A 21679-nucleotide genomic window follows, 5' to 3' on the forward strand; every position below is an offset into this window, starting at 1 on the left:
AATTTCTACAGTGCCCGAGACCGGTTGGACCACTCCCGGGGCAAGCAATCCGTTAACACGGTCATGTGACGGTTTGGAATCAGGCGTCCGGCCAGATGATGTCCGCGGCAATGTCGTTCACGTCGAACCCCAGCAGATCCATGGCATTCAGCATGTGCCGTGACGGATCGGCGGTGACGTCCAGCATGCGCCCGTCGGGGCGTCGCAGTTCCAGTCGGCGGGCATGCAGATGAAGCTGGCCATCGAAGCCGCCTGGGTGCGCATCGGCACCGCCGTACTTGCCGTCGCCGATGATCGGGTGCCCGATCTCCGTTGCGTGGACCCGAAGCTGATGCGTCCGCCCGGTCACGGGGCGCATGGCCAGCCAGGCGGCACGTTTCGCGGCATGTGCGACAGTCATGTACTGGGTGATGGCACGCTGCCCGCCCTCCGGCACCGCCTCCACCCGTTCGCCGAAATTGCCCCCTTCCTTCAGCAGGGGCAGATCGATGGTTCCCTCCGCAGGTCGTGGCGCGCCGATGCAGATGGCCCAGTAGGTCTTGACGGTGGCCCGGTCGCGAAAGGCGCGGGTCAGCCATTGCGCCGCCTGACGGGTACGGGCCAGCACCAGCACGCCGGAGGTATCCCGGTCCAGCCGGTGCACCAGACGCGGCGTCTCGTCGGCGTCGAAGGTCAGCGCGGGCAGCATGCCATCCAGATGACGGCTGATGCCACTGCCCCCCTGCACGGCCAGTCCGGCTGGCTTGTTGATCACCAGCACCTCCCGGTCGCGATAGATGACCAGGTTCTGCAGATCCCGTGCTTCCGACTCGGTCCATGTGACGGGCCGGGTCTGTGGCTTGCGGTCGGCACGCGGCATGGGCGCCAGTGGCGGCACGCGCACCTGCTGTCCCGCGGCAACCCGCGTGTCGGCCTTGACCCGTCCGCCGTCGAGACGGATCTCGCCCTTGCGCAGCATCTTCTGCACCCGTCCCTGGGTCACATCGGGGAAGCGGCTGCGGAACCAGCGATCGATGCGCATGCCGTCCTCGTCACGGCCCACACGTTCATGGCGAACACCACTCATGCAAACATCCCCCGCCCAAGCCACAATCCAAGAAACAGCGCGCCCACGGACAGGCACACCGACAGCATCACATACAGCGCCGCCAGCGCCATCTCACCCCGCCCATGCAACAGGGCCACATCCAGCGAGAAGGTGGAGAAGGTGGTCAGGGCGCCCAGCAGGCCAACGGTCAGAAATCCACGCCAGGCATCGGACATGCCGCGTGCGGTCAGCCATTCCACGGCCAGTCCCATCGCCAGACTGCCGACGATATTGACCACCAGCGTGCCCACCGGGAAACCCGTACCCCAGAGCCGCAACGTGGTCTGCACCACACCGTAGCGCACCACGGCCCCCACCGCGCCACCCAGCGCAATCGCGACGATCAGGCCTGGTGACATCATTCACTCTCCCCCGCGCGGCGGTCACGGATCCTGTTCCAGTAGGCCAGGCGCTTGCCCACCTCGCGCTCGAAGCCGCGTTCCACAGGCTGGTAGAACTGTTGTCGCGGCATGTCATCGGGGAAATAGTTCTGACCCGAGAAGCCGTCTTCCTGATCATGGTCATAGGCATAGCCCTTGCCATACCCCAGATCCTTCATCATGCCCGTCGGCGCGTTCAGGATATGCATCGGCGGCGACAGGGAGCCGGTGGCGCGCGCGGCCTTCTGCGCCTGTTTCATGGCGACATAGGCGGCGTTCGATTTCGGCGCCGTACCGAGGTAGAGCACCGCCTGCGCCAGTGCCAGTTCCCCCTCCGGCGAGCCGACGAAATCATAGGCCGCCTTGGCGGCGAGCGCCTGGTGCAGCGCCTCCGGATCCGCCAGCCCGATGTCCTCCGAGGCGAAGCGGACCAGACGCCGGGCGATGAACAGCGGGTCCTCGCCCCCCGCCAGCATCCGCGCCAGCCAGTAGAGCGCCGCGTCGCAGTCCGACCCGCGCAGCGACTTGTGCAGGGCACTGATCAGATTGTAGTGGCTCTCCTGCCCCTTGTCGTAGATCGGCGCGCGGCGTTGCAGCGCCTCCGCCAGTTCCGACGGTTCAAGCGGTGACGGGGGCGCCAGACGGTAGAGTTCCTCCGCCAGGTTGAGCAGATAGCGGCCATCTCCGTCCGCCATGGCCTTCAGTGTCAGCCGCCCGTCCGCGGTGAGTGGCAATGGCGCTTCCATCAGGGCTTCCGCCCGGGTCAGCAAAGCCTCCAGCGCCGCATCATCATGCCGCCGCAATACCAGCACCTGACAGCGCGACAGCAGCGCGGGATTGAGCTCGAACGACGGATTCTCGGTCGTCGCGCCGATCAGCACGATGGTCCCGTCCTCCACCACCGGCAGGAATCCGTCCTGCTGCGCGCGGTTGAACCGATGGATCTCGTCAACGAACAACAGGGTGCCGCGTCCGTCGCTGCGCCGGGCCCGCGCCTGATCAAAGGCCTTCCGCAGGTCGGCGACGCCAGAGAACACGGCGGACAGTTGCACGAACTCCATATCGACCGAACCGGCCAGCAGCCGTGCGATGGTGGTCTTGCCGGTTCCCGGCGGGCCCCAGAGAATCACCGCCCCCGGACGGCGCTGCGCGGCCATGCGGGCGATGGGTCCCTCCCCCGTCAGCAGATGATCCTGCCCTACGACCTGTTCCAGCGACTGCGGCCGCAGACGGTCTGCCAGGGGTCGGGGAATGCCGTCATCAACGCCCGCCGCCTCGAACAGGGAACCGGTCATGAATTCCGCCTGGCACGGACCTGATGGGCGCGACCGGCGCGCAGGACATCGATGACCCATTGCTCCGGCTCGTCGGCCAGCCGACGGTCCAGTCCACGGGTGCGCTCGACCGGCCGTCCGTTGACACTGCGGATGATATCGCCGGGCCGGAAGTCGAAGCGCGAGACGGGCGCACCCCGGCGCACGCCAAGGATGATCACCCCGCGCTGCATCGGGTCCAGATCCAGTTCCAGCGCAAAGGCCGGCGACATGTTGCCTACCTTCGCCCCCTGCAGCGGATGGCTGCCCGACAGATCCACGACGTCCCGTGGCGGGTCCTCCGGCGCGGCCTCCAGCGGCAGGGCAAGCGACAGTGTCTCACCACGCCGCCAGACCGTCAGATCGACCTCCCCCCCGATTGGCAGGGTCGCGATGCGAAACTGCATCTCTGCCGGATCACGGACCGCGCGCCCGTCGACCCGCAGCACCACGTCGCCCTGACGCAGTCCGGCACGCTCTGCCGCGCCGCCCGGATAGAGATCCGCGACCAGCACGCCGCCTGGCCTCGCCCGCCCGATGCCCTGGGCCAGGTCAGCCGTCAGATCCTGCCCTTCCATACCGACCCACGCCCGCACCAGTCCCGTGCCATTGCGTGCGGCCTGAACGACCGCCGCCACCAGGTCGGCCGGAATGGCAAAGCCGACACCATGGCTGCCCCCCGACCGGGAAAAGATCGCGGTATTGACCCCGACCAGCAGCCCGTCGATGCCGACCAGCGCCCCGCCCGAATTGCCCGGATTGACCGCCGCATCGGTCTGGATGAATGACTGCGGCCCACCGGAATCGGTCACGTGACTGCGGGCCAGACCGGAAATGATGCCGCTGGTCACGGTCTGGCCGACACCGAACGGATTGCCGATGGCCAGCACGATATCGCCCACCCGAATGGTGTCGGACGACCGCACCCGCAGGAACGGCAGATCTCCGCCCTCCGGTTCGATCGAGAGCACGGCGAGATCCGTATCCTCGTCCGACAGCACCAGCCGTGCCTCGAACTCCCGCCGGTCGTTGAGGACAACCGTGATGTCCTCCGCATCCGCCACGACATGATGGTTGGTCACCACCAGCCCCGCCCCATCCATGATCACGCCGGACCCGAGGGAGCGTTCCTCCTTCGGGCGGTTGCGCCGGAACACGTCACCGAAGAAACGACCAAAGAAGGGATCATCGAACAGGGGATTGGCGCGCTGCCGTACCATGCGCTTGGCGTAGATGTTCACCACCGCCGGTGCCACCTGCTCCACCAGCGGCGCGAAGCTCTGGGTCAGCGCAGCACGGTCCTGCGGAACCGTCTGGGCGGAGGCCGAGGCGACCGCCACGGTCACCGCGAAAGCCAGCAGGGGCATGAACAGGATCTTGCGCATGGATCGACTCCAGCGTGCTGGTGGAAACGAAAATGGGGCGATCCGTCAACCGGACCGCCCCATTCTGACATCTCAGTGGCACCGCGTCTGCGGAACCGGACTGGCCTGATCAGGCGGCGTCCTCGAAATCATCCTCGTCGTCACCCTGGACCGGACCACTGTCCGTGCCCTTGGCGTCCGTGTCACGGTCAACGAATTCGATGATCGCCATCGGCGCGGCGTCGCCATAACGGAAACCGGCCTTGATGATGCGGGTGTAACCGCCCGAACGATCCGCGTAGCGACCGGCCAGCTCGTCGAACAGCTTCGCCACCACCTTCTCTTCCGGCAGTTGGGCATAGGCCTGACGGCGGGCGTGCAGACCACCCCGCTTGGCCAGGGTCACCAGCTTCTCGACAACCGGACGCAGGTCCTTCGCCTTCGGCAGTGTGGTCTTTATCTGCTCGTGCTTGATCAGCGCGTTGCAGAGGTTCGACAGCATCGCTTTCCGATGCGAGCTGGAGCGGTTGAACCGACGCCCCTTGTTGCGATGACGCATGATTTGGAAACCTTCTTCAAAGGAAGCCGACCGGAGGTCCGCCTCAGTAGTGGTCTTCGAGCCGCTTGGCCATTTCCTCGATATTGTCCGGCGGCCAGCCCGGCACTTCCATGCCGAGGCGCAGGCCCATCTGACCGAGCACTTCCTTGATCTCGTTCAGCGACTTCCGACCGAAGTTCGGGGTACGGAGCATCTCCGCTTCCGTCTTCTGGATCAGATCGCCGATATAGACGATGTTGTCGTTCTTCAGGCAATTGGCCGAACGCACCGAGAGCTCCAGCTCGTCGACCTTCCGCAGCAGGTTGCGGTTGATCTCCGGCTCGCCCGAGCGCTCCTCGACCTGCTCCCGCTTCGGCTCCTCGAAATTGATGAAGAGCTGCAGCTGGTCCTGCAGGATCCGCGCGGCATAGGCCACGGCATCCTCGGGGCTGATGGCACCGTTGGTCAGGATATCCATGCTGAGCTTGTCGTAATCCAGCACCTGGCCCTCACGCGTGTTCTCGACGCGATAGGCGACCTTGCGGATCGGCGAATAGAGCGCATCCACCGGAATCAGACCGATCGGCGCATCTTCCGGACGGTTGGCGCTGGCCGGAACGTAGCCCTTGCCGTTGTTCACCGTCATCTCGATGTTGATGCTGGCACCATCGTCCAGATGCATCAGCACCAGATCGGGGTTCAGCACATCGATGTCATGCCCGGTCTCGATCTGACCGGCGGTAACGGCACCCGGCCCGGTCGCGCGCAGCGTGATCCGCTTCGGCCCCTCGCCATGCATGGCGATGGCGAGCTGCTTCACGTTCAGCACGATGTCGGTGACATCCTCGCGCACGCCCTCGATGGAGGAGAATTCGTGCAGCACATTGTCGATGTGGATCGCCGTGACGGCAGCGCCCTGGAGACTGGACAGCAGCACACGACGCAGCGCATTGCCGAGCGTCATGCCGAAACCGCGCTCCAGCGGTTCCGCCACGACAGTCGCCTTGCGCTTGGGATCTTCTGCGTTGATCTCGAGCTTTTCGGGCTTGATCAACTCTTTCCAGTTGCGCTGGATCACTTCGCGGACCTCATTGTTCGTTCAGCATGGCAGCACCCGGGCACCACAGGGTGTCCCGGGCCTCACATGCGCCCACGCTGTCAGGATGACAGCCTGGACAGGTACTCAGACGCGACGACGCTTCTTCGGACGGCAGCCATTGTGCGGGATGGACGTCACGTCACGGATCGACGTCACGTTGAACCCGGTGGCCTGAAGCGCGCGCAGGGCCGACTCACGACCCGATCCCGGACCCCGAACCTTGACTTCCAGCGTCTTCACGCCGTGTTCCTGCGCCTTCTTGCCCGCATCCTCGGCCGCCATCTGGGCAGCGTAAGGCGTGGACTTGCGTGACCCCTTGAATCCCATCATGCCGGCGGAGGACCACGAAATCGCGTTCCCCTGCACGTCGGTGATGGTGATCATGGTGTTGTTGAACGTCGCCTGGACGTGCGCGACGCCATTGGTGATGTTCTTCCGCTCGCGACGGCGGACCCGTGTCTCTTTCTTCGCCATCGTTCCCTACTTTTTCTTGCCGGCAATGGCCTTTGCGGGGCCCTTGCGGGTACGTGCATTGGTGTGAGTCCGCTGACCACGAACCGGGAGACCCCGGCGATGGCGCAGACCGCGATAACACTTCAGATCCATCAGGCGCTTGATGTTCATGGCGACTTCGCGCCGCAGATCACCTTCCACCAGATGACCGCTCTCGATCACTTCGCGGATCTGGATGACCTCCGCCTCGGTCAGCTCGTTCACGCGGCGCTCCCGCGCGATGCCGACCGCCTCGCAGATCTCGCGCGCCTTGGTGCGCCCGATTCCGTGAATGTAGGTCAGTCCGATTTCCGCCCTTTTCGAGGTCGGGATATTCACACCAGCAATACGCGCCACGCGCAATCTCCTCATAACGCAAGCCGAAAGGACCGCGGAAAAACCGTCAAGGGACGATGATCTGTTGAAGGCGCGCGATTATACGTATCGAACCGTGCCCGTCAACCACCCCAAACCAGCGGTCTCTCAGCCTCTCGTACTAAGTTCTCAACCCTCCAGGATCGACATGATCTCGGCGGTCACCGCCTCGATCGCCTGCAGGCCGTCCACCGTCTTGAGCATGCCCTTGTCCTGGTAGTAGGGCAGCACCGGTGCGGTCTGTGAATGATAGACTTCCAGACGCTTCTTCAGCGTCTCCGCATTGTCGTCGGCCCGGGCACCGCCCGTCTCCGCCGCACGTTTCTCGATCCGGGAGAACAGCTCCTCATCCGGCACACGGACTTCGATCACCGCATCCAGCTTCAGGCCTTTCTCGGCCAGCATGCTGTCCAGCCCTTCGGCCTGCGGCAGCGTGCGCGGAAAGCCGTCGAGGATGAAGCCCTTGGCACAGTCGGGTTCCGCGATCCGGTCACCGATGATGCCCAGGATGATCGCGTCATCGACCAGATCGCCGGCATCCATGACAGCCTTGGCCATCTTGCCGAGTTCCGTTCCCTGGCTCACCGCCGCGCGCAGCATGTCGCCCGTCGAAAGCTGGACCACCTGAAAGCGGTTCACGATGAACTCCGCCTGGGTGCCCTTGCCCGCGCCCGGCGGACCGAAAAGAATGATGTTCATCGGCGCCCTCCCCGCAGGCGAGACTTCTTGATCAGCCCTTCATACTGGTGCGCCAGCAGATGGCTCTGCACCTGTCCGACCGTATCCATGGTCACCGACACAACGATCAGCAGCGACGTGCCGCCGAAATAGAAGGGCACGCCCCACTGGCTGATCAGCAGTTCGGGCAGCAGACAGACCGCCGTCAGATAGGCCGCACCGATCACCGTGATACGGGTCAGGATGTAGTCGAGATGTTCCGCGGTACGCTGCCCCGGCCGGATGCCGGGCACGAAGCCGCCATTCTTCTTCAGGTTGTCCGCTGTGTCGGTCGGGTTGAAGACAACCGACGTATAGAAGAAGCAGAAGAAGATGATGCCGCCGATATAGAGCGCCAGATAGAGCGGCTGACCGCGACCGAGCATGGCCACGATGGTCTGCATCCATTCCGGTCCCTGACCCTGGCTGAACTGCGCCACGGTAACGGGCATCAGCAGCAGGGACGACGCGAAGATCGGCGGAATGACACCGGCAGTGTTCAGCTTCAGCGGCAGATGCGAGGTCTCGCCACCGACCATGCGGTTGCCCATCTGCCGCTTCGGGTACTGCACCAGCACCTTCCGCTGCGCCCGCTCCATGTAGACGATGAAGGCAATGACGCCGACGATCAGGATCATCAGGAACAGGATGATACCGGTCGACAGCGTGCCCAGACGGCCAAGTTCCAGGGTACCGGCGAGCGCACTCGGCAGCTCGGCGACGATACCGGCGAAGATGATCAGGGAAATACCGTTGCCGACACCGCGCGAGGTGATCTGCTCACCCAGCCACATCAGGAACATGGTGCCGCCGGTCAGCGTCACCACTGTGGTGAAACGGAAGAAGGCGCCTGGCGAATGCACCGCATTGCCGCCCGATCCCTCCAGCCCCTCGAGACCGATCGAGATACCATAGGCCTGGAAGGCCGCCAGGATCACGGTGCCGTAGCGGGTATACTGGTTGATCTTCTTGCGGCCCTGCTCCCCCTCCTTCTTCCACTGTTCGACAGTGGGAGAGATCGTGGTCATCAGCTGCATGATGATCGAGGCGGAGATGTAGGGCATGACGTTCAGCGCGAAGATCGTCATGCGCTCGAGCGCGCCACCGGCAAAGACATTGAACATGCCGAACACGCCATTGGCGTTCTGTTCGAACACGTCACGCATGATCGCCGGATCGACACCCGGCACCGGGATATAGGTGCCAAGGCGGAAGACAATCAGCGCACCGAGGGTAAACCACAGACGCTTCTGGAGTTCCGTCGCTTTCGCGAAGGCACTCCAGTTAACATTGGCCGCGAGTTGTTCGGCGGCTGACGCCATTGCTTCACCTCGATAGATGGGCGGTCCCGGTCAGGCGCCGCCCGTTCAGACTTGCCGGATCATCTCCAGATCGGGCGGCAGTCGCATGAATGCCACCCCGGCGTCGATCACTTTTTCTTTGCGGACCGTGCCTTGCGGCGTTCGGTCTTGGCAGCCCGCGCGGCCTCATCGGCCTCGGTGCGTGCCTTGGTCTGGGTCACGGAACCGCCAGCCTTCTCGACCGCGGCAACCGCACCGGCTGAGGCACCGGCCACCGTCAGGTTCAGCGCAACGGTCAGTTCGCCGTTGCCCAGCAGACGCACACCATCGCCTTCGCGACGGATGACACCGGCGGCAATCAGCGCGGCGGCATCGACGCTCGCGCCGGCCTCCAGCTTGCCCGCGTCGACCGCCTGCTGCAGGCGACCGAGATTGACCTCGGCGAAGTCGGAGGACTTCAGGCTGTTGAAGCCGCGCTTCGGCAGACGCCGATGCAGCGGCATCTGACCGCCTTCGAAGCCCTTGATCGCCACGCCGGAGCGCGACTTCTGACCCTTCATGCCCTTGCCGGCGGTCTTGCCGGTGCCGGACGCCATGCCGCGGCCCACGCGCTTGCGCGGACGGGCCGAACCTTCGTTGTCCGTAATGTCATTGAGGCGCATGCGATGCCTGTCCTTCTATCCTGCTTGTGCCGGTCGGTCCGCCTGATCAGGCGTCGACCTGCTCCACCTTCACCAGGTGATGTACCTTGTTCACCATGCCGCGAATGGACGGCGTATCGTCCAGAACGCGCGAACGGTGCATCTTGTTCAGCCCCAGGCCGACCAGCGTTGCGCGCTGGTCCTTCGGCCGCCCGATCGGGCTGCCGGTCTGGGTGACCTTGATCTTCGCGTTGCTCATGGCTGTCACTCCTGCGCGGCGGCGGCAGCGGCGGCATCGTCACGACGACCGACAATGTCACCGACCTTGCGGCCACGCTTCGCGGCAATCCGCTTCGGCGAGTTGATGTGCGCCAGCGCATCGAACGTCGCGCGGATCATGTTGTAGGGGTTGGAGGTGCCGATCGACTTGGTGACGACGTCATGCACACCCAGGCTCTCGAACACCGCACGCATCGGACCACCCGCGATGATACCGGTACCGGCAGGGGCGGCACGCAGCACGACACGACCGGCGCCGTGGCGACCCGTCACATCATGATGCAGCGTCCGGCCCTCACGCAGGGGCACACGGATCATGGTGCGCTTGGCACTTTCCGTGGCCTTGCGAATCGCCTCCGGCACTTCACGGGCCTTGCCCTTGCCAAAGCCGACGCGGCCTTTCTGGTCGCCCACAACCACCAGCGCGGCAAAGCCGAACCGGCGACCGCCCTTCACCACCTTGGCGACGCGGTTGATGTGAACCAGCTTGTCCGTGAATTCATTGTCACGGTCACGATCGTTGAAATCGGGACGGGCCATGCGTTCCGTACTCCCTAGAATTCCAGACCGCCCTCACGGGCGGCTTCAGCCAGCGCCTTGACGCGGCCATGATAGCGAAGCCCACCACGGTCGAAGACAACAGCCTTCGCCCCGGCGGCAACCGCACGTTCGGCGACCACACGACCGACTTCGGCGGCGGCGTCGACGTTGCAGGTGTTGCCCACCTTCTCCCTCAGGTCCTTCTCGACGGTACCGGCAGCGGCCAGCGTGACCCCCGCCTTGTCGTCGATGACCTGGGCATAGATGTGCTTCGAAGTCCGATGGATGGAGAGCCGCGGGCGGCCATTGGCCACCGACAGGATCTTCCCCCGGACGCGTTCGCGGCGCTTCTCCGCGGATGTCTTGCGCTTGTAGAAACCCATGATACGGCGTCCTTACTTCTTCTTGCCTTCCTTGCGGACGACATACTCGTCCGAGTAACGCACACCCTTGCCCTTGTAGGGCTCCGGCGGGCGCCAGGCGCGAATTTCGGCGGCAACCTGGCCCACACGCTGCTTGTCGATACCTGACACGCGGATGGACGTCGGCTTCTCGCACTTGATCTCGATGCCTTCCGGGATGTCGTACAGCACATCGTGGCTGTAGCCCAGAGACAGGTTCAGCACCTTGCCCTGCACCTGCGCACGATAACCGACACCGGTGATCTCCAGGTCCCTGACGAAGCCTTCGGAAACGCCCTGGACGAGGTTGGCCGCCAGCGTACGCTGCATGCCCCACATCATCCGGGCCTTCTTGCTGTTGCCGACAGGCTTCACGGTAATCTGGCCATCGGCCATCTCGACATCGACATCGTCAACGAAACGCATGGAAAGCTGACCCAGCTTTCCCTTCACGTTCATGTCGCGGCCTTCCAGCTTGACGTCAACGCCAGCCGGAACCGGAACAGGGTTCTTGCCAATACGTGACATGATCAGAATACCTCGCAGAGGATTTCACCGCCCACGTTCTCCGACCGTGCTTCCGCGTCGGAAAGCACGCCACGGGGCGTGGACAGCACCGAAATACCGAGACCGTTGGCAACCTTCGTCAGGTCACCGACACCGGAATAGACACGGCGGCCGGGGCGCGATACGCGGCGGATCTTGCTGATCACCGGATCACCCTCATAGTACTTCAGCTCGATGACCAGCTCGCCGTGACCGGACTCACCGTCCTCACGCCGCCAGTCACGGATGTAGCCTTCGCGCTTCAGGACCTCGAGAACGTTGGCCCGGAACTTGGAGGCGGGGGAGCGGACGACACCCTTGCGCGCCATCTGCCCGTTGCGGATACGGGTGAGCATGTCCCCGATCGGATCCGAAAATGACATATCTCGCTACCCTTACCAGCTCGACTTCACGAGACCGGGGATCTGACCAGCAGACCCCAGCTCACGAAGCGCGATACGCGACATGTTGAGCTTCCGATAATAGCCTTTCGGACGCCCGGTGACGCCGCAGCGGTTGTGCACGCGGGTTGCGGCACTGTTGCGCGGCAGTTCGGCCAGCTTCAGGCGGGCGGCGAACCGCTCCTCCTGCGACAGGGACTCATCCTTCGCCATCTGGCGCAGGGTTTCCCGCTTGGCCGCATACTTCGCCACCAGCTTGCGGCGGCTCTTTTCCTTCTCGACTGAACTCTTCTTGGCCATGGATTCAGTCCTTCTTCTGGAACGGCATGTTGAACGCGGCGAGAAGCTCCCGGGCTTCTTCGTCGGTCCGGGCCGTGGTGCAGATGATGATGTCCATCCCGCGAATTTCATCAACCTCGTCGTAGCTGATCTCGGGGAACACGATCTGCTCCTTCAGGCCCATCGCATAGTTGCCATTGCCGTCAAAGCTGTTCGGGTTGACACCGCGGAAGTCACGGACCCGGGGCAGGGCGATGGTGATCAGGCGATCCAGGAATTCGTACATCCTGTCCGCGCGCAGCGTGACCTTGCAGCCGATCGGCATGCCTTCGCGCAGCTTGAAGCCGGCGATGGAATTCCGCGCCTTGGTCACGACGGCCTTCTGACCGGAGATCTTCTCCAGTTCGCTGACCGCTGCATTGATCTTCTTCGAGTCGCTGACCGCCTCGCCCACGCCGATATTGATGACGATCTTGTCGAGTTTCGGGGTCTGCATCTCGTTGGTGTATTCAAAGCGCGACCGCAGTGCCGGCCGGATATCGCTCTGATACTGTTCCTTCAGCCTCGGCTGAGCCATTGTACTGCCCCTCCTCAGACGTCGATGACTTCGCCGGACCGCCGGGCGAAGCGCACCTTGCGACCGTCATCGAGAACCCGGTATCCGACGCGCGTCGGTGCGCCGTCCTTGGGATCCTCGAGGGCGAGATTGGAAATGTGAACCGCGGCCTCACGCTCGATGATGCCGCCGGTGTTGCCCTGACCAGGCTTCTGATGCCGCTTGATCATGTTGACACCGGAAACAACGGCCCGACGGTCCTCGCGGAGGACCCGCAGGACTTCGCCGCGACGGCCCTTGTCCCGGCCGGCCAGAACGACGACCTTGTCGCCCTTCTTGATCTTGAACTTCTCGGCCATCAGATCACCTCCGGCGCCAGGGAAACGATCTTCATGTAACCCTTGCCGCGCAGTTCGCGCGTCACCGGGCCAAAGATACGTGTCCCGATCGGCTCGTTCTGCTTGTTGATCAGAACGGCCGCATTGCGGTCAAAGCGGATGGCGGTTCCATCCGGGCGACGGACTTCCTTCGCGGTACGCACGATCACCGCACGCATCACGTCACCCTTTTTCACACGGCCGCGCGGAATCGCATCCTTCACCGAGACGACGATGATATCGCCAACCCCGGCAACCTTGCGGGCCGCGCCACCCAGTACCTTGATGCACTGCACCCGGCGGGCGCCGGAATTGTCGGCGACATCCAGGTTGGTTTGCATCTGAATCATGGACTACTCCTGTCCTTGGCTAACTGAACCCCAGTGACCGGCTGGTCACTCGGCTTCGTGCAAGACTTCCCAACGCTTGAGCTTCGAAAACGGCCGGCACTCACGTACCCGCACCGTCTCACCCGCCTTGCAACGGTTATCGGCGTCATGCGCATGCAGCTTCTTGCTCATGCGGATGATCTTCTTGTAGAGCGGATGGGTCACGCGACGCTCGACCCGGACGACGACCGTCTTGTCGTTTGCGTCGCTTACCACCACACCCTGCATGATGCGCTTTGGCATGTTCTCAGGCTCCCTTCGCCCGTTCGGTCAGGACCGTCTTCACGCGCGCAATGTCGCGACGGATGGTCCGGATGCGGCTGGTGTCCTCGACCTGCCCGGTGGCCCGGCGAAAGCGCAGGTTGAACTGCTCCTTCTTCAGGTCGACCAGGCTGTCCTTCAGCTGGTCGTCGGACTTGGCGCGAAATTCCTCGACACTCATGATCAGTTACCCTCCGGATAACGGCTGACCATCTTGGTCGCGATGGGCAGCTTGGCAGACGCCAGCTCGAAGGCCTCGACGGCCAGCTCGGGCGGGACACCGTCCAGCTCGAACATGATCCGGCCCGGCTTGACACGGGCAACCCAGAATTCCGGTGTGCCCTTGCCCTTACCCATGCGGACTTCGGTCGGCTTCTTCGACACCGGCACGTCCGGGAAGATACGGATCCAGACACGGCCCGCACGCTTGATGTGACGGGTGATGGCACGACGTGCCGCCTCGATCTGGCGTGCCGTGATACGTCCCGGCTCCTGGGCCTTCATGCCATAGGCGCCGAAGTTCAGCGTCGTTCCACCCTTGGCGTTGCCATGGATGCGGCCCTTGTGGGCCTTGCGGAACTTGGTGCGTTTCGGTTGCAGCATTTTCTAACTCGCTCCCGATTCCTCAACCACGTCCGCCGGAGCTCTGCTGCTCCTGCGCACGCTTGTCCTGGGCCATCGGATCGTGGGCCATGATTTCGCCCTTGAAGATCCAGACCTTGATACCGATCGCGCCATAGGCGGTCTTCGCCGTCGCCACGCCGTAGTCGATGTCGGCACGCAGCGTATGCAGCGGCACGCGGCCTTCGCGATACCACTCCGTACGCGCGATTTCCGCGCCACCCAGACGACCGCCACAATTGATGCGGATGCCCTGGGCGCCGAGACGGATCGAATTCTGCACCGACCGCTTCATCGCCCGGCGGAACGCCACGCGGCGCTCCAGCTGCTGGGCAATGTTCTCGGCCACCAGACGCGCGTCCAGTTCCGGCTTGCGGATCTCGACGATGTTCACCGACACCTCGGAGCTGCTCAGCTCGCTAAGTTCGCGGCGCAGCTTCTCGATGTCCTGGCCCTTCTTGCCGATGACCACACCCGGACGCGCCGAGTGGATGGTCACGCGGGCCTTCTTGGCCGGACGTTCGATGACGATCCGCGACACACCGGCACCCGACAGCTTGTCGAACAGGTGCTCCCGCATCCGCATGTCCTCATGCAGCAGCGTGGCGTATTCGCCGCGATCCGCGAACCAGCGCGAATCCCACGTACGGTTGATGCCGAGCCGGAGCCCGACCGGGGATACCTTTTGCCCCATCAGTTCGCCTCCTCGACTTCGGCCACCACGATCGTGAGATGGCTGAAAGGTTTCACGATACGACCGGCGCGGCCACGGGCGCGCGCCTGGAACCGCTTCATGACCAGTCCCTTGCCCACCCAGGCTTCCTTCACGACAAGCGCGTCGGGGTCCAGCTGGTGGTTGTTCTCCGCATTGGCGATCGCGCTCTGCAGCGCGGTCTTCACCGGTCCGGAGATGCGCTTGTTGGAGAATGTCAGACGCAGCAATGCGTCCTCCACCCGCCGACCGCGGATCATCCCGGCGACCAGGTTCAGCTTCTGCGGGCTGACACGCAGGTTACGGGCGACGGCCTTGGCCTCGTTGTCCGCCTGCTTGCGCTCTTTGGCTTCCTTGCCCACCCGATTACCTCCTCTTCGCCTTCTTGTCGGCGGCGTGGCCGAAGTAATTGCGGGACGGCGCGAACTCGCCGAACTTGTGTCCGACCATCTCTTCCGACACCAGCACCGGCAGGTGCTTCTGGCCGTTGTAGACGCCGAACGTGAGACCGACGAACTGCGGCAGGATCGTGGAGCGGCGCGACCAGATCTTGATCACATCCTTCCGCCCTGACGCGTGCGCCGCCTCGGCCTTCCTCAGGAGGTATCCGTCGACAAACGGACCTTTCCAAACTGAACGTGCCACGGTTCGCTTCTTCCTTCTTTTCGGAATGACGGCTCCTGGCCCTCACCCCATTTCGTCCACCCAGCCACCGGTGCCAGACACGGCACCGGGCATCGTCAAACGATGCCTACTTCTTCGTCTTGTGGCGGCTGCGCATGATGTACTTGTCGGTGCCCTTGTTCGAACGCGTCCGGGCACCCTTCGTCGACTTGCCCCACGGCGTCACCGGATGGCGACCACCGGAGGTCCGGCCTTCACCACCGCCGTGCGGATGATCGACCGGGTTCATGGCGACACCGCGAACTGCGGGGCGCTTGCCGAGCCAGCGCTTGCGACCGGCCTTGCCGAGCTTCGCATTCTGCTGGTCCGGGTTGCTGACCGCGCCGACAGTGGCCATGCACTCGCCACGCACCATCCGCTGTTCACCGGAGGACAGGCGAAGCTGGGCATAACCGGAGTCCTTGCCGATCAGCTGTGCGTACGTACCAGCCGAACGGGCGATCTGGCCACCCTTTTCCGGCTTCAGCTCCACATTGTGGATGACCGTACCCACCGGCATGTTCCGCAGGGGCATCGCATTGCCCGGCTTGATGTCGCAACGCTCACCGGAAACGACCTTGTCGCCCGGGGACAGACGCTGCGGCGCCAGGATGTAGGCCTGCTCACCGTCTTCGTAGTTGATCAGCGCAATGAACGCGGTCCGGTTCGGATCGTATTCCAGACGCTCGACCGTGCCGACCACGTCGAACTTGCGACGCTTGAAATCGACCAGGCGATAGCGACGCTTGTGGCCGCCACCGATACGGCGTGCGGTGATACGGCCGGTATTGTTGCGACCGCCCTTCTTCGTCAACCCCTCGGTCAGGCTCTTGACCGGATCACCCTTGTGCAGGTGTGAACGGTCAACCAGGACCAGGTTACGCCGCGACGGTGTCGTCGGATTGAATTTCCTGAGTGCCATGCTGTCAGAGCCCCGTCGTCACATCGATGGAATGGCCATCAACAAGCGTCACCACGGCCTTCTTGACGTCCGGGCGACGTCCGCGACGGCCCCGGAACACCTTGGTCTTGCCCTTGGTGATGAGCGTGTTGACACCCTTGACCTCAACCTTGAACAGCGTCTCGATCGCTGCCTTGATCTCCGGCTTGGTGGCGTCCTTGGCAACCCGGAACACAACCTGATTGTGCTCGGATACATTCGTCGCCTTCTCGGTGATCACCGGGCTGAGAATGATGTCGTAATAGCGTTCCAGGCTCATGACAGGCGGGCCTCCAGTGCCTCGACCGCGGAACGGGTCAGCACCAGGTGCTCCCGCCGCAGGATGTCGTACACATTGGCGCCCTGCTGAGGCAGCACGTCGATCAGCGGGATGTTGCGCGCGGCGCGAACGAAGTTCTCGTTCACGTCGGTGCCATCGATGATCAGCGCGGAGTTCAGCCCCATCGCCTTCAGCTTGGCCGCCAGGATCTTCGTCTTGCCCTCGTCCATGACCGCCTGGTCAAGAACGATCAGCTTCTCACCCGCTGCCTTCGACGACAGCGCGTGCAGCATGGCCAGACGACGCACCTTCTTCGGCAGGTCGTGGGCATGGCTGCGCACCTGCGGGCCGTGGGCAACGCCACCGCCACGATGCTGCGGAGCCTTCCACGAACCCTGACGCGCGCGGCCCGTACCCTTCTGCTTGAAGGGCTTCGCGCCGGTGCGGGCAATCTCGTGACGCCCCTTCACCTTGTGCGTACCGGCACGCCGCTTTGCCAGCTGATACCGCACCATCCGGTGCAGCAGGTCCTGGCGCGGTTCCAGCCCGAAGATCGAATCATTCAGATCGATCTCACCGGCTTCGGCGTTGTCCAGGTTGATGACCTTGGTCTGCATGGTCACGCGCCCTCCGTTTCCGTCGCGGGTGCATCGGCCGGGGCCGCATCCTCGGCGGTGGTGTCGTCCGCAGCCGTCTCAGCGGCAACGACAGAACCGGGATAGGGGGCCGCGTCAGGCCGTGCCTTCTTCACCGCATCGCGGATCAGCACCCAGGAACCCTTCGCGCCGGGGACACCGCCCTCGACCATCACCAGGCCGCGCGCCACGTCGGTGCGCACAACCTTCAGGTTCTGCAGCGTCACACGGGCATCACCCATGTGGCCGGCCATCTTCTTGCCCTTGAAGACCTTGCCCGGATCCTGGCACTGGCCCGTCGAACCATGGCTGCGATGCGAGATGGACACACCATGACTGGCCCGCAGACCAGAGAAGTTGTGTCGCTTCATCGCACCGGCAAAGCCCTTGCCGATGGAAGTGCCGACCACGTCGACCTTCTGGCCGTCCACGAAATGATCCGCCGACAGTTCCGCGCCGACATCGATGAAAGCATCGTCGGCAACGCGGAATTCCGCCAGTTTCTGTTTCGGCTCAACCTGCGCCTTCGCAAAGTGACCGCGCATCGGCTTGATGGTGTTCTTCACCTTCGCCGTGCCGGCACCAAGCTGCAGCGCCTGATAGCCATCACGCTCCGCCGTGCGGTGAGCCACCACCTGGCAGGAGTCAATCTGGAGCACCGTCACTGGCAGATGGCCACCGTCTTCACCGAAGACGCGGGTCATGCCCAGCTTGCGTGCAATAAGACCGGTACGCATCGTGTCCAATCCCATCCTTACAGCTTGATCTCGACGTCGACACCGGCAGCGAGGTCGAGCTTCATAAGCGCGTCCACCGTCTGCGGAGTCGGCTCGACAATGTCGAGCAGCCGCTTGTGCGTCCGAATCTCGAACTGCTCACGCGACTTCTTGTCAATGTGCGGCGAACGCAGCACCGTGAATTTCTCGATACGTGTCGGCAGCGGGACGGGTCCACGAACCTGCGCGCCTGTGCGCTTGGCCGTGTTGACGATCTCGCTCGTCGACTGGTCGAGTACCCGGTGATCGAAGGCCTTCAGCCTGATCCGGATATTCTGACTGTCCATGTCACCCTTCCCTCAAAACAAGCAGCAACGGTGCCGGGCACAGCGCCCGGCACCGAGGTGTGGTCAATAGTTACTCGACGATCTTCGCGACGACGCCGGCACCGACGGTGCGGCCGCCTTCACGGATGGCGAAGCGCAGTCCCTCGTCCATCGCGATCGGGTTGATCAGCTCCACCACCATCGCGATGTTGTCGCCCGGCATCACCATCTCCGTGCCTTCCGGCAGCTCGATGACGCCCGTCACATCCGTCGTGCGGAAGTAGAACTGCGGGCGGTAGTTGCCGAAGAACGGCGTGTGACGGCCACCCTCTTCCTTCGTCAGGATATAGGCCTCCGCCTGGAACTTCGTGTGCGGCGTGATCGAACCCGGCTTGGCCAGAACCTGGCCACGCTCCACATCCTCACGACCGACACCGCGCAGCAGCGCACCGATGTTGTCACCGGCCTCGCCCTGGTCCAGCAGCTTCCGGAACATCTCGACGCCCGTGCAGGTCGACTTCTTCGTCGCCCGGATGCCGACAATCTCGACTTCCTCACCGACCTTCACGACGCCGCGCTCGACGCGACCCGTAACAACCGTGCCACGACCCGAGATCGAGAACACGTCCTCGATCGGCATCAGGAAGGCCTGATCCTTCGGACGCTCCGGCTGCGGGATGTATTCGTCAACCGCCGCCATCAGTTCCAGGATCGAATTCTTGCCGATCTCCTCGTCACGACCCTCGACCGCCGCCAGGGCAGAACCCTTCACGATCGGAATGTCGTCGCCCGGGAAGTCATACGACGACAGCAGCTCGCGAATCTCGAGCTCGACGAGCTCAAGCAGCTCCTCGTCGTCGACCTGATCGACCTTGTTCATGTAGACGACAAGCGCCGGAACACCCACCTGGCGCGCCAGCAGGATGTGCTCGCGCGTCTGCGGCATCGGGCCGTCAGCAGCCGAAACAACCAGGATGCCGCCGTCCATCTGCGCCGCACCCGTGATCATGTTCTTCACGTAGTCGGCATGACCCGGGCAATCGACGTGGGCGTAGTGGCGGTTCGCCGTCTCGTACTCGACATGCGCCGTCGAGATCGTGATGCCGCGCGCCTTCTCCTCAGGCGCGGCGTCAATGTCCGCATACGCCTTCGCCGTCGCGCCGCCAGTCTCCGCAAGCACCATCGTGATCGCTGCAGTCAGCGTCGTCTTGCCATGGTCAACGTGACCAATCGTGCCCACATTGCAGTGCGGCTTCGTACGCTCAAACTTCTCTTTGGCCATCTCTCTATTCTCCGGCTCTCAAGAGGTGTCAGATAATTGCTCAAGTCTCGTTCCGGCCCCGAGAGACCGGCTATCGGTATCGCCCCGATCAGGCCAGCTTCGCGATCACCTCGTCGGAGACGCTCTGCGGAACCTGCTCGTAGTGGTCGAACTGCATGGTGAACTGTGCCCGACCCTGGGTCATCGACCGCAGCGTGTTCACGTAACCAAACATGTTGGCCAGCGGCACCATGGCACCGATCACCGTTGCGTTGCCGCGCGGCTCGGAACCCGTGACCTGACCACGTCGGCTGTTCAGGTCACCCATGACGTCACCAACAAAATCTTCCGGCGTCACCACTTCGACCTTCATCATCGGCTCAAGCAGCTTCGCACCGGCCTTCGGCGCAACCTCACGGAAAGCGGCACGGGCCGCGATCTCGAACGCGAGAACCGAGGAGTCAACATCATGGCTGGCGCCATCGACCAGGGTTGCCTGCACGTCGATGATCGGGAACCCGGCAAGCACACCGGATTCGACCACGGAGCGCAGCCCCTTCTCGACGCCCGGAATGTATTCCTTGGGCACCGAACCGCCGACGACCTTGCTCTCGAACTGGAAGCCCGAACCCGGCTCACCCGGCTCCAGCACCAACTTGATACGGGCGAACTGGCCCGAACCGCCGGTCTGCTTCTTGTGGGTATAGTCGATCTCCGCCTGGCGGGTCAGCGTCTCGCGATAGGCCACCTGCGGCGCACCGATGTTCGCCTCAACCTTGAACTCACGCTTCATGCGGTCGATCAGGATGTCGAGGTGCAGCTCGCCCATGCCCTTCAGCACGGTCTGGCCGGTCTCGTGGTCGGTCGTGACACGGAAGGACGGATCCTCCTGCGCCAGACGGCCCAGGGCCTGGCCCATCTTCTCGTGGTCGGCCTTCGTCTTGGGCTCGACCGCGATCTCGATGACCGGATCGGGGAATTCCATGGCTTCCAGAACCACGGGGCGCAGCGGATCACACAGGGTGTCGCCGGTCGTGGTGTCCTTCAGGCCCGCGATCGCGATGATGTCGCCGGCCATTGCCTCTTTCACGTCCTCGCGGTCGTTGGCATGCATCATCAGCATGCGCCCGATACGCTCGCGCTTGTCCTTGACGGAGTTCAGCACGGAACCGCCGCTCTCGACGCGACCGGAATAGACCCGGCAGAAGGTCAGCGAACCGACGAACGGGTCGGCCATGATCTTGAAAGCCAGCGCCGAGAAGGGCTCGTCGTCCGAGCTGTGACGCACGACTTCCGTGTCAGGGTCACCAACCTTGGAGCCGCGAATGTCGGCAACGTCGGTGGGCGCAGGCATGTAATCGACAACGGCATCCAGCAGCGGCTGCACACCCTTGTTCTTGAAGGCGGTACCACACAGCACTGGGATCAGCTTGCTGGCCATCACGCCCTTGCGGATCAGGCGACGAAGCTCGTCGGCTTCCGGCTCGACACCTTCCAGATAGGCAGTCATGGCATCGTCGTCGAACTCGACCGCGGCCTCGATCATCGCTTCGCGGTATTCCGCGGCCTTGTCGGCCAGATCGTCGGGAATGGCGGTGAATTCGAACTCGGCCCCGAGGGTCTCTTCCTTCCAGATGATCGCCTGGTTGTTGATCAGGTCAACAACACCGACGAAATCGGATTCGGACCCGATCGGCAGCTGCAGCGGCACCGGGGTGCAGCCGAGGCGATCGACCATCATCTCGACGCAGCGATAGAAGTCGGCACCCATGCGGTCCATCTTGTTGACGAAGCACATGCGCGGCACACGGTACTTGTCCGCCTGGCGCCAGACCGTCTCGGTCTGCGGCTCGACACCGGCGACGGCGTCGAATACGGCAACCGCGCCGTCGAGCACACGGAGGCTACGCTCCACCTCGATGGTGAAGTCCACATGGCCCGGCGTATCGATGATGTTGATACGGTGATCGCGCCAGAAACAGGTCGTGGCAGCGGACGTGATCGTGATTCCGCGCTCCTGCTCCTGCTCCATCCAGTCCATGGTGGCTGCGCCATCATGCACCTCACCGATCTTGTGTGACCGGCCGGTGTAATAAAGGATTCGTTCCGTCGTCGTGGTCTTGCCGGCATCAATGTGGGCCATGATGCCGATGTTGCGATAACGGTCGAGGGGCGTCACTCGAGACATG

General features: G+C 63.6%; 33 protein-coding genes. All 33 read right to left on the reverse strand.

Annotated elements, in window-relative coordinates:
* Positions 1 to 79: 79 nt before the first annotated feature.
* Positions 80 to 1066 (reverse strand): RluA family pseudouridine synthase, encoded by a 987-nt coding sequence (locus QGV54_RS14100; protein WP_281016204.1) that lies wholly within the window; start codon positions 1064 to 1066, stop codon positions 80 to 82.
* Positions 1063 to 1449 (reverse strand): fluoride efflux transporter CrcB, encoded by a 387-nt coding sequence (gene crcB, locus QGV54_RS14105; RefSeq protein ID WP_281016203.1) that lies wholly within the window; start codon positions 1447 to 1449, stop codon positions 1063 to 1065. Before crcB ends, QGV54_RS14100 begins: the two co-directional genes overlap by 4 nt.
* Positions 1446 to 2762 (reverse strand): replication-associated recombination protein A, encoded by a 1317-nt coding sequence (locus QGV54_RS14110; RefSeq protein ID WP_281016202.1) that lies wholly within the window; start codon positions 2760 to 2762, stop codon positions 1446 to 1448. Before QGV54_RS14110 ends, crcB begins: the two co-directional genes overlap by 4 nt.
* Positions 2759 to 4165, reverse strand: coding sequence for a Do family serine endopeptidase (locus QGV54_RS14115; protein WP_281016201.1), 1407 nt, complete (start codon positions 4163 to 4165; stop codon positions 2759 to 2761). Before QGV54_RS14115 ends, QGV54_RS14110 begins: the two co-directional genes overlap by 4 nt.
* A 109-nt stretch (positions 4166 to 4274) precedes the next feature.
* The gene (gene rplQ, locus QGV54_RS14120; RefSeq protein ID WP_281016200.1) at positions 4275 to 4703 is read right to left on the reverse strand and encodes a 50S ribosomal protein L17; all 429 of its coding nucleotides are present in this window, start codon (positions 4701 to 4703) and stop codon (positions 4275 to 4277) included.
* Positions 4704 to 4746: 43 nt separating this feature from the next.
* Complete coding sequence (locus QGV54_RS14125; RefSeq protein WP_348637603.1) at positions 4747 to 5760, reverse strand: DNA-directed RNA polymerase subunit alpha; 1014 nt, start codon at positions 5758 to 5760, stop codon at positions 4747 to 4749.
* A 105-nt stretch (positions 5761 to 5865) separates the two neighbouring features.
* A complete protein-coding gene (rpsK, locus tag QGV54_RS14130) occupies positions 5866 to 6255 on the reverse strand; it encodes a 30S ribosomal protein S11 (protein ID WP_281016199.1) in 390 nt (129 codons plus the stop codon).
* Between the two features lie 6 nt (positions 6256 to 6261).
* Positions 6262 to 6630: a 30S ribosomal protein S13 gene (gene rpsM / locus QGV54_RS14135; RefSeq protein WP_281016198.1), complete on the reverse strand. Its 369-nt coding sequence runs from the start codon at positions 6628 to 6630 to the stop codon at positions 6262 to 6264.
* A gap of 147 nt (positions 6631 to 6777) precedes the next feature.
* On the reverse strand, positions 6778 to 7347 hold the full coding sequence (locus tag QGV54_RS14140; protein ID WP_281016197.1) for an adenylate kinase: 570 nt from the start codon (positions 7345 to 7347) through the stop codon (positions 6778 to 6780).
* On the reverse strand, positions 7344 to 8687 hold the full coding sequence (gene secY, locus QGV54_RS14145; protein ID WP_281016196.1) for a preprotein translocase subunit SecY: 1344 nt from the start codon (positions 8685 to 8687) through the stop codon (positions 7344 to 7346). Before secY ends, QGV54_RS14140 begins: the two co-directional genes overlap by 4 nt.
* Positions 8688 to 8794: 107 nt before the next feature.
* Positions 8795 to 9328, reverse strand: coding sequence for a 50S ribosomal protein L15 (rplO, locus tag QGV54_RS14150; protein WP_348637602.1), 534 nt, complete (start codon positions 9326 to 9328; stop codon positions 8795 to 8797).
* Between the two features lie 46 nt (positions 9329 to 9374).
* Positions 9375 to 9566, reverse strand: coding sequence for a 50S ribosomal protein L30 (gene rpmD, locus QGV54_RS14155; RefSeq protein ID WP_281016195.1), 192 nt, complete (start codon positions 9564 to 9566; stop codon positions 9375 to 9377).
* A 5-nt stretch (positions 9567 to 9571) separates the two neighbouring features.
* The gene (gene rpsE, locus QGV54_RS14160) at positions 9572 to 10126 is read right to left on the reverse strand and encodes a 30S ribosomal protein S5 (RefSeq protein WP_281016194.1); all 555 of its coding nucleotides are present in this window, start codon (positions 10124 to 10126) and stop codon (positions 9572 to 9574) included.
* Between the two features lie 14 nt (positions 10127 to 10140).
* Entirely contained in the window at positions 10141 to 10509 is a 369-nt protein-coding gene (gene rplR, locus QGV54_RS14165) for a 50S ribosomal protein L18 (RefSeq protein ID WP_281016193.1), read from the reverse strand.
* 12 nt (positions 10510 to 10521) lie between these two features.
* Positions 10522 to 11055, reverse strand: a complete 534-nt coding sequence (gene rplF, locus QGV54_RS14170; RefSeq protein WP_281016192.1) for a 50S ribosomal protein L6 — start codon at positions 11053 to 11055, stop codon at positions 10522 to 10524.
* A gap of 2 nt (positions 11056 to 11057) precedes the next feature.
* Positions 11058 to 11456, reverse strand: coding sequence for a 30S ribosomal protein S8 (gene rpsH / locus QGV54_RS14175; RefSeq protein WP_281016191.1), 399 nt, complete (start codon positions 11454 to 11456; stop codon positions 11058 to 11060).
* Between the two features lie 12 nt (positions 11457 to 11468).
* On the reverse strand, positions 11469 to 11774 hold the full coding sequence (gene rpsN / locus QGV54_RS14180) for a 30S ribosomal protein S14 (protein ID WP_281016190.1): 306 nt from the start codon (positions 11772 to 11774) through the stop codon (positions 11469 to 11471).
* Between the two features lie 4 nt (positions 11775 to 11778).
* A complete protein-coding gene (gene rplE, locus QGV54_RS14185; RefSeq protein ID WP_281016189.1) occupies positions 11779 to 12330 on the reverse strand; it encodes a 50S ribosomal protein L5 in 552 nt (183 codons plus the stop codon).
* Between the two features lie 14 nt (positions 12331 to 12344).
* The gene (gene rplX / locus QGV54_RS14190; RefSeq protein ID WP_281016188.1) at positions 12345 to 12668 is read right to left on the reverse strand and encodes a 50S ribosomal protein L24; all 324 of its coding nucleotides are present in this window, start codon (positions 12666 to 12668) and stop codon (positions 12345 to 12347) included.
* Positions 12668 to 13036 (reverse strand): 50S ribosomal protein L14, encoded by a 369-nt coding sequence (rplN, locus tag QGV54_RS14195; protein ID WP_281016187.1) that lies wholly within the window; start codon positions 13034 to 13036, stop codon positions 12668 to 12670. Before rplN ends, rplX begins: the two co-directional genes overlap by 1 nt.
* Before the next feature lie 45 nt (positions 13037 to 13081).
* Positions 13082 to 13318: a 30S ribosomal protein S17 gene (rpsQ, locus tag QGV54_RS14200; protein WP_281016186.1), complete on the reverse strand. Its 237-nt coding sequence runs from the start codon at positions 13316 to 13318 to the stop codon at positions 13082 to 13084.
* A gap of 4 nt (positions 13319 to 13322) precedes the next feature.
* Entirely contained in the window at positions 13323 to 13520 is a 198-nt protein-coding gene (gene rpmC, locus QGV54_RS14205; protein ID WP_348637695.1) for a 50S ribosomal protein L29, read from the reverse strand.
* Positions 13520 to 13939 (reverse strand): 50S ribosomal protein L16, encoded by a 420-nt coding sequence (gene rplP / locus QGV54_RS14210; RefSeq protein ID WP_281016184.1) that lies wholly within the window; start codon positions 13937 to 13939, stop codon positions 13520 to 13522. The genes rpmC and rplP overlap by 1 nt, the downstream gene beginning before the upstream one ends.
* Before the next feature lie 22 nt (positions 13940 to 13961).
* The gene (rpsC, locus tag QGV54_RS14215) at positions 13962 to 14651 is read right to left on the reverse strand and encodes a 30S ribosomal protein S3 (RefSeq protein WP_281016183.1); all 690 of its coding nucleotides are present in this window, start codon (positions 14649 to 14651) and stop codon (positions 13962 to 13964) included.
* On the reverse strand, positions 14651 to 15031 hold the full coding sequence (gene rplV / locus QGV54_RS14220; protein WP_281016182.1) for a 50S ribosomal protein L22: 381 nt from the start codon (positions 15029 to 15031) through the stop codon (positions 14651 to 14653). The genes rpsC and rplV overlap by 1 nt, the downstream gene beginning before the upstream one ends.
* A gap of 4 nt (positions 15032 to 15035) precedes the next feature.
* Positions 15036 to 15314, reverse strand: coding sequence for a 30S ribosomal protein S19 (gene rpsS, locus QGV54_RS14225; protein WP_281019967.1), 279 nt, complete (start codon positions 15312 to 15314; stop codon positions 15036 to 15038).
* A gap of 106 nt (positions 15315 to 15420) precedes the next feature.
* Positions 15421 to 16254: a 50S ribosomal protein L2 gene (gene rplB, locus QGV54_RS14230; protein ID WP_281016180.1), complete on the reverse strand. Its 834-nt coding sequence runs from the start codon at positions 16252 to 16254 to the stop codon at positions 15421 to 15423.
* A gap of 4 nt (positions 16255 to 16258) precedes the next feature.
* Positions 16259 to 16552: a 50S ribosomal protein L23 gene (locus tag QGV54_RS14235; protein WP_281016179.1), complete on the reverse strand. Its 294-nt coding sequence runs from the start codon at positions 16550 to 16552 to the stop codon at positions 16259 to 16261.
* Positions 16549 to 17169: a 50S ribosomal protein L4 gene (gene rplD / locus QGV54_RS14240; RefSeq protein ID WP_281019864.1), complete on the reverse strand. Its 621-nt coding sequence runs from the start codon at positions 17167 to 17169 to the stop codon at positions 16549 to 16551. Before rplD ends, QGV54_RS14235 begins: the two co-directional genes overlap by 4 nt.
* A gap of 2 nt (positions 17170 to 17171) precedes the next feature.
* Positions 17172 to 17924, reverse strand: a complete 753-nt coding sequence (rplC, locus tag QGV54_RS14245; RefSeq protein ID WP_281016178.1) for a 50S ribosomal protein L3 — start codon at positions 17922 to 17924, stop codon at positions 17172 to 17174.
* Positions 17925 to 17941: 17 nt separating this feature from the next.
* On the reverse strand, positions 17942 to 18250 hold the full coding sequence (gene rpsJ / locus QGV54_RS14250) for a 30S ribosomal protein S10 (protein WP_281016177.1): 309 nt from the start codon (positions 18248 to 18250) through the stop codon (positions 17942 to 17944).
* 70 nt (positions 18251 to 18320) lie between these two features.
* On the reverse strand, positions 18321 to 19511 hold the full coding sequence (gene tuf / locus QGV54_RS14255) for an elongation factor Tu (protein WP_281016176.1): 1191 nt from the start codon (positions 19509 to 19511) through the stop codon (positions 18321 to 18323).
* An 88-nt stretch (positions 19512 to 19599) separates the two neighbouring features.
* Positions 19600 to 21678, reverse strand: a complete 2079-nt coding sequence (gene fusA / locus QGV54_RS14260; RefSeq protein WP_281016175.1) for an elongation factor G — start codon at positions 21676 to 21678, stop codon at positions 19600 to 19602.
* Position 21679 lies beyond the last annotated feature (1 nt).

The sequence above is a fragment of the Minwuia sp. IMCC3060 genome, assembly GCF_029909435.1.
Lineage (GTDB): Bacteria > Pseudomonadota > Alphaproteobacteria > Minwuiales > Minwuiaceae > Minwuia.

Coding starts and splice junctions, on each gene's coding strand:
- tuf (WP_281016176.1), bottom strand. CDS start 19,511: ATGGCCAAAGAGAAGTTTGAGCGTACGAAGCCGCACTGCAATGTGGGC.
- rplC (WP_281016178.1), bottom strand. CDS start 17,924: ATGCGTACCGGTCTTATTGCACGCAAGCTGGGCATGACCCGCGTCTTC.
- QGV54_RS14140 (WP_281016197.1), bottom strand. CDS start 7,347: ATGAACATCATTCTTTTCGGTCCGCCGGGCGCGGGCAAGGGCACCCAG.
- rpsE (WP_281016194.1), bottom strand. CDS start 10,126: ATGGCCCGTCCCGATTTCAACGATCGTGACCGTGACAATGAATTCACG.
- rplE (WP_281016189.1), bottom strand. CDS start 12,330: ATGGCTCAGCCGAGGCTGAAGGAACAGTATCAGAGCGATATCCGGCCG.
- rpmD (WP_281016195.1), bottom strand. CDS start 9,566: ATGAGCAACGCGAAGATCAAGGTCACCCAGACCGGCAGCCCGATCGGG.
- rplQ (WP_281016200.1), bottom strand. CDS start 4,703: ATGCGTCATCGCAACAAGGGGCGTCGGTTCAACCGCTCCAGCTCGCAT.
- secY (WP_281016196.1), bottom strand. CDS start 8,687: ATGGCGTCAGCCGCCGAACAACTCGCGGCCAATGTTAACTGGAGTGCC.
- QGV54_RS14235 (WP_281016179.1), bottom strand. CDS start 16,552: ATGAGCCTGGAACGCTATTACGACATCATTCTCAGCCCGGTGATCACC.
- rpsQ (WP_281016186.1), bottom strand. CDS start 13,318: ATGCCAAAGCGCATCATGCAGGGTGTGGTGGTAAGCGACGCAAACGAC.
- rplF (WP_281016192.1), bottom strand. CDS start 11,055: ATGTCACGTATTGGCAAGAACCCTGTTCCGGTTCCGGCTGGCGTTGAC.
- rpsH (WP_281016191.1), bottom strand. CDS start 11,456: ATGTCATTTTCGGATCCGATCGGGGACATGCTCACCCGTATCCGCAAC.
- rpsK (WP_281016199.1), bottom strand. CDS start 6,255: ATGGCGAAGAAAGAGACACGGGTCCGCCGTCGCGAGCGGAAGAACATC.
- QGV54_RS14110 (WP_281016202.1), bottom strand. CDS start 2,762: ATGACCGGTTCCCTGTTCGAGGCGGCGGGCGTTGATGACGGCATTCCC.
- QGV54_RS14100 (WP_281016204.1), bottom strand. CDS start 1,066: ATGAGTGGTGTTCGCCATGAACGTGTGGGCCGTGACGAGGACGGCATG.
- rpsN (WP_281016190.1), bottom strand. CDS start 11,774: ATGGCCAAGAAGAGTTCAGTCGAGAAGGAAAAGAGCCGCCGCAAGCTG.
- rplD (WP_281019864.1), bottom strand. CDS start 17,169: ATGCAGACCAAGGTCATCAACCTGGACAACGCCGAAGCCGGTGAGATC.
- crcB (WP_281016203.1), bottom strand. CDS start 1,449: ATGATGTCACCAGGCCTGATCGTCGCGATTGCGCTGGGTGGCGCGGTG.
- rplN (WP_281016187.1), bottom strand. CDS start 13,036: ATGATTCAGATGCAAACCAACCTGGATGTCGCCGACAATTCCGGCGCC.
- rplP (WP_281016184.1), bottom strand. CDS start 13,939: ATGCTGCAACCGAAACGCACCAAGTTCCGCAAGGCCCACAAGGGCCGC.
- fusA (WP_281016175.1), bottom strand. CDS start 21,678: ATGTCTCGAGTGACGCCCCTCGACCGTTATCGCAACATCGGCATCATG.
- rplX (WP_281016188.1), bottom strand. CDS start 12,668: ATGGCCGAGAAGTTCAAGATCAAGAAGGGCGACAAGGTCGTCGTTCTG.
- rplB (WP_281016180.1), bottom strand. CDS start 16,254: ATGGCACTCAGGAAATTCAATCCGACGACACCGTCGCGGCGTAACCTG.
- rplO (WP_348637602.1), bottom strand. CDS start 9,328: ATGCGCCTCAATGACATTACGGACAACGAAGGTTCGGCCCGTCCGCGC.
- rpsJ (WP_281016177.1), bottom strand. CDS start 18,250: ATGGACAGTCAGAATATCCGGATCAGGCTGAAGGCCTTCGATCACCGG.
- QGV54_RS14115 (WP_281016201.1), bottom strand. CDS start 4,165: ATGCGCAAGATCCTGTTCATGCCCCTGCTGGCTTTCGCGGTGACCGTG.
- rpsC (WP_281016183.1), bottom strand. CDS start 14,651: ATGGGGCAAAAGGTATCCCCGGTCGGGCTCCGGCTCGGCATCAACCGT.
- rplR (WP_281016193.1), bottom strand. CDS start 10,509: ATGGGTTTCTACAAGCGCAAGACATCCGCGGAGAAGCGCCGCGAACGC.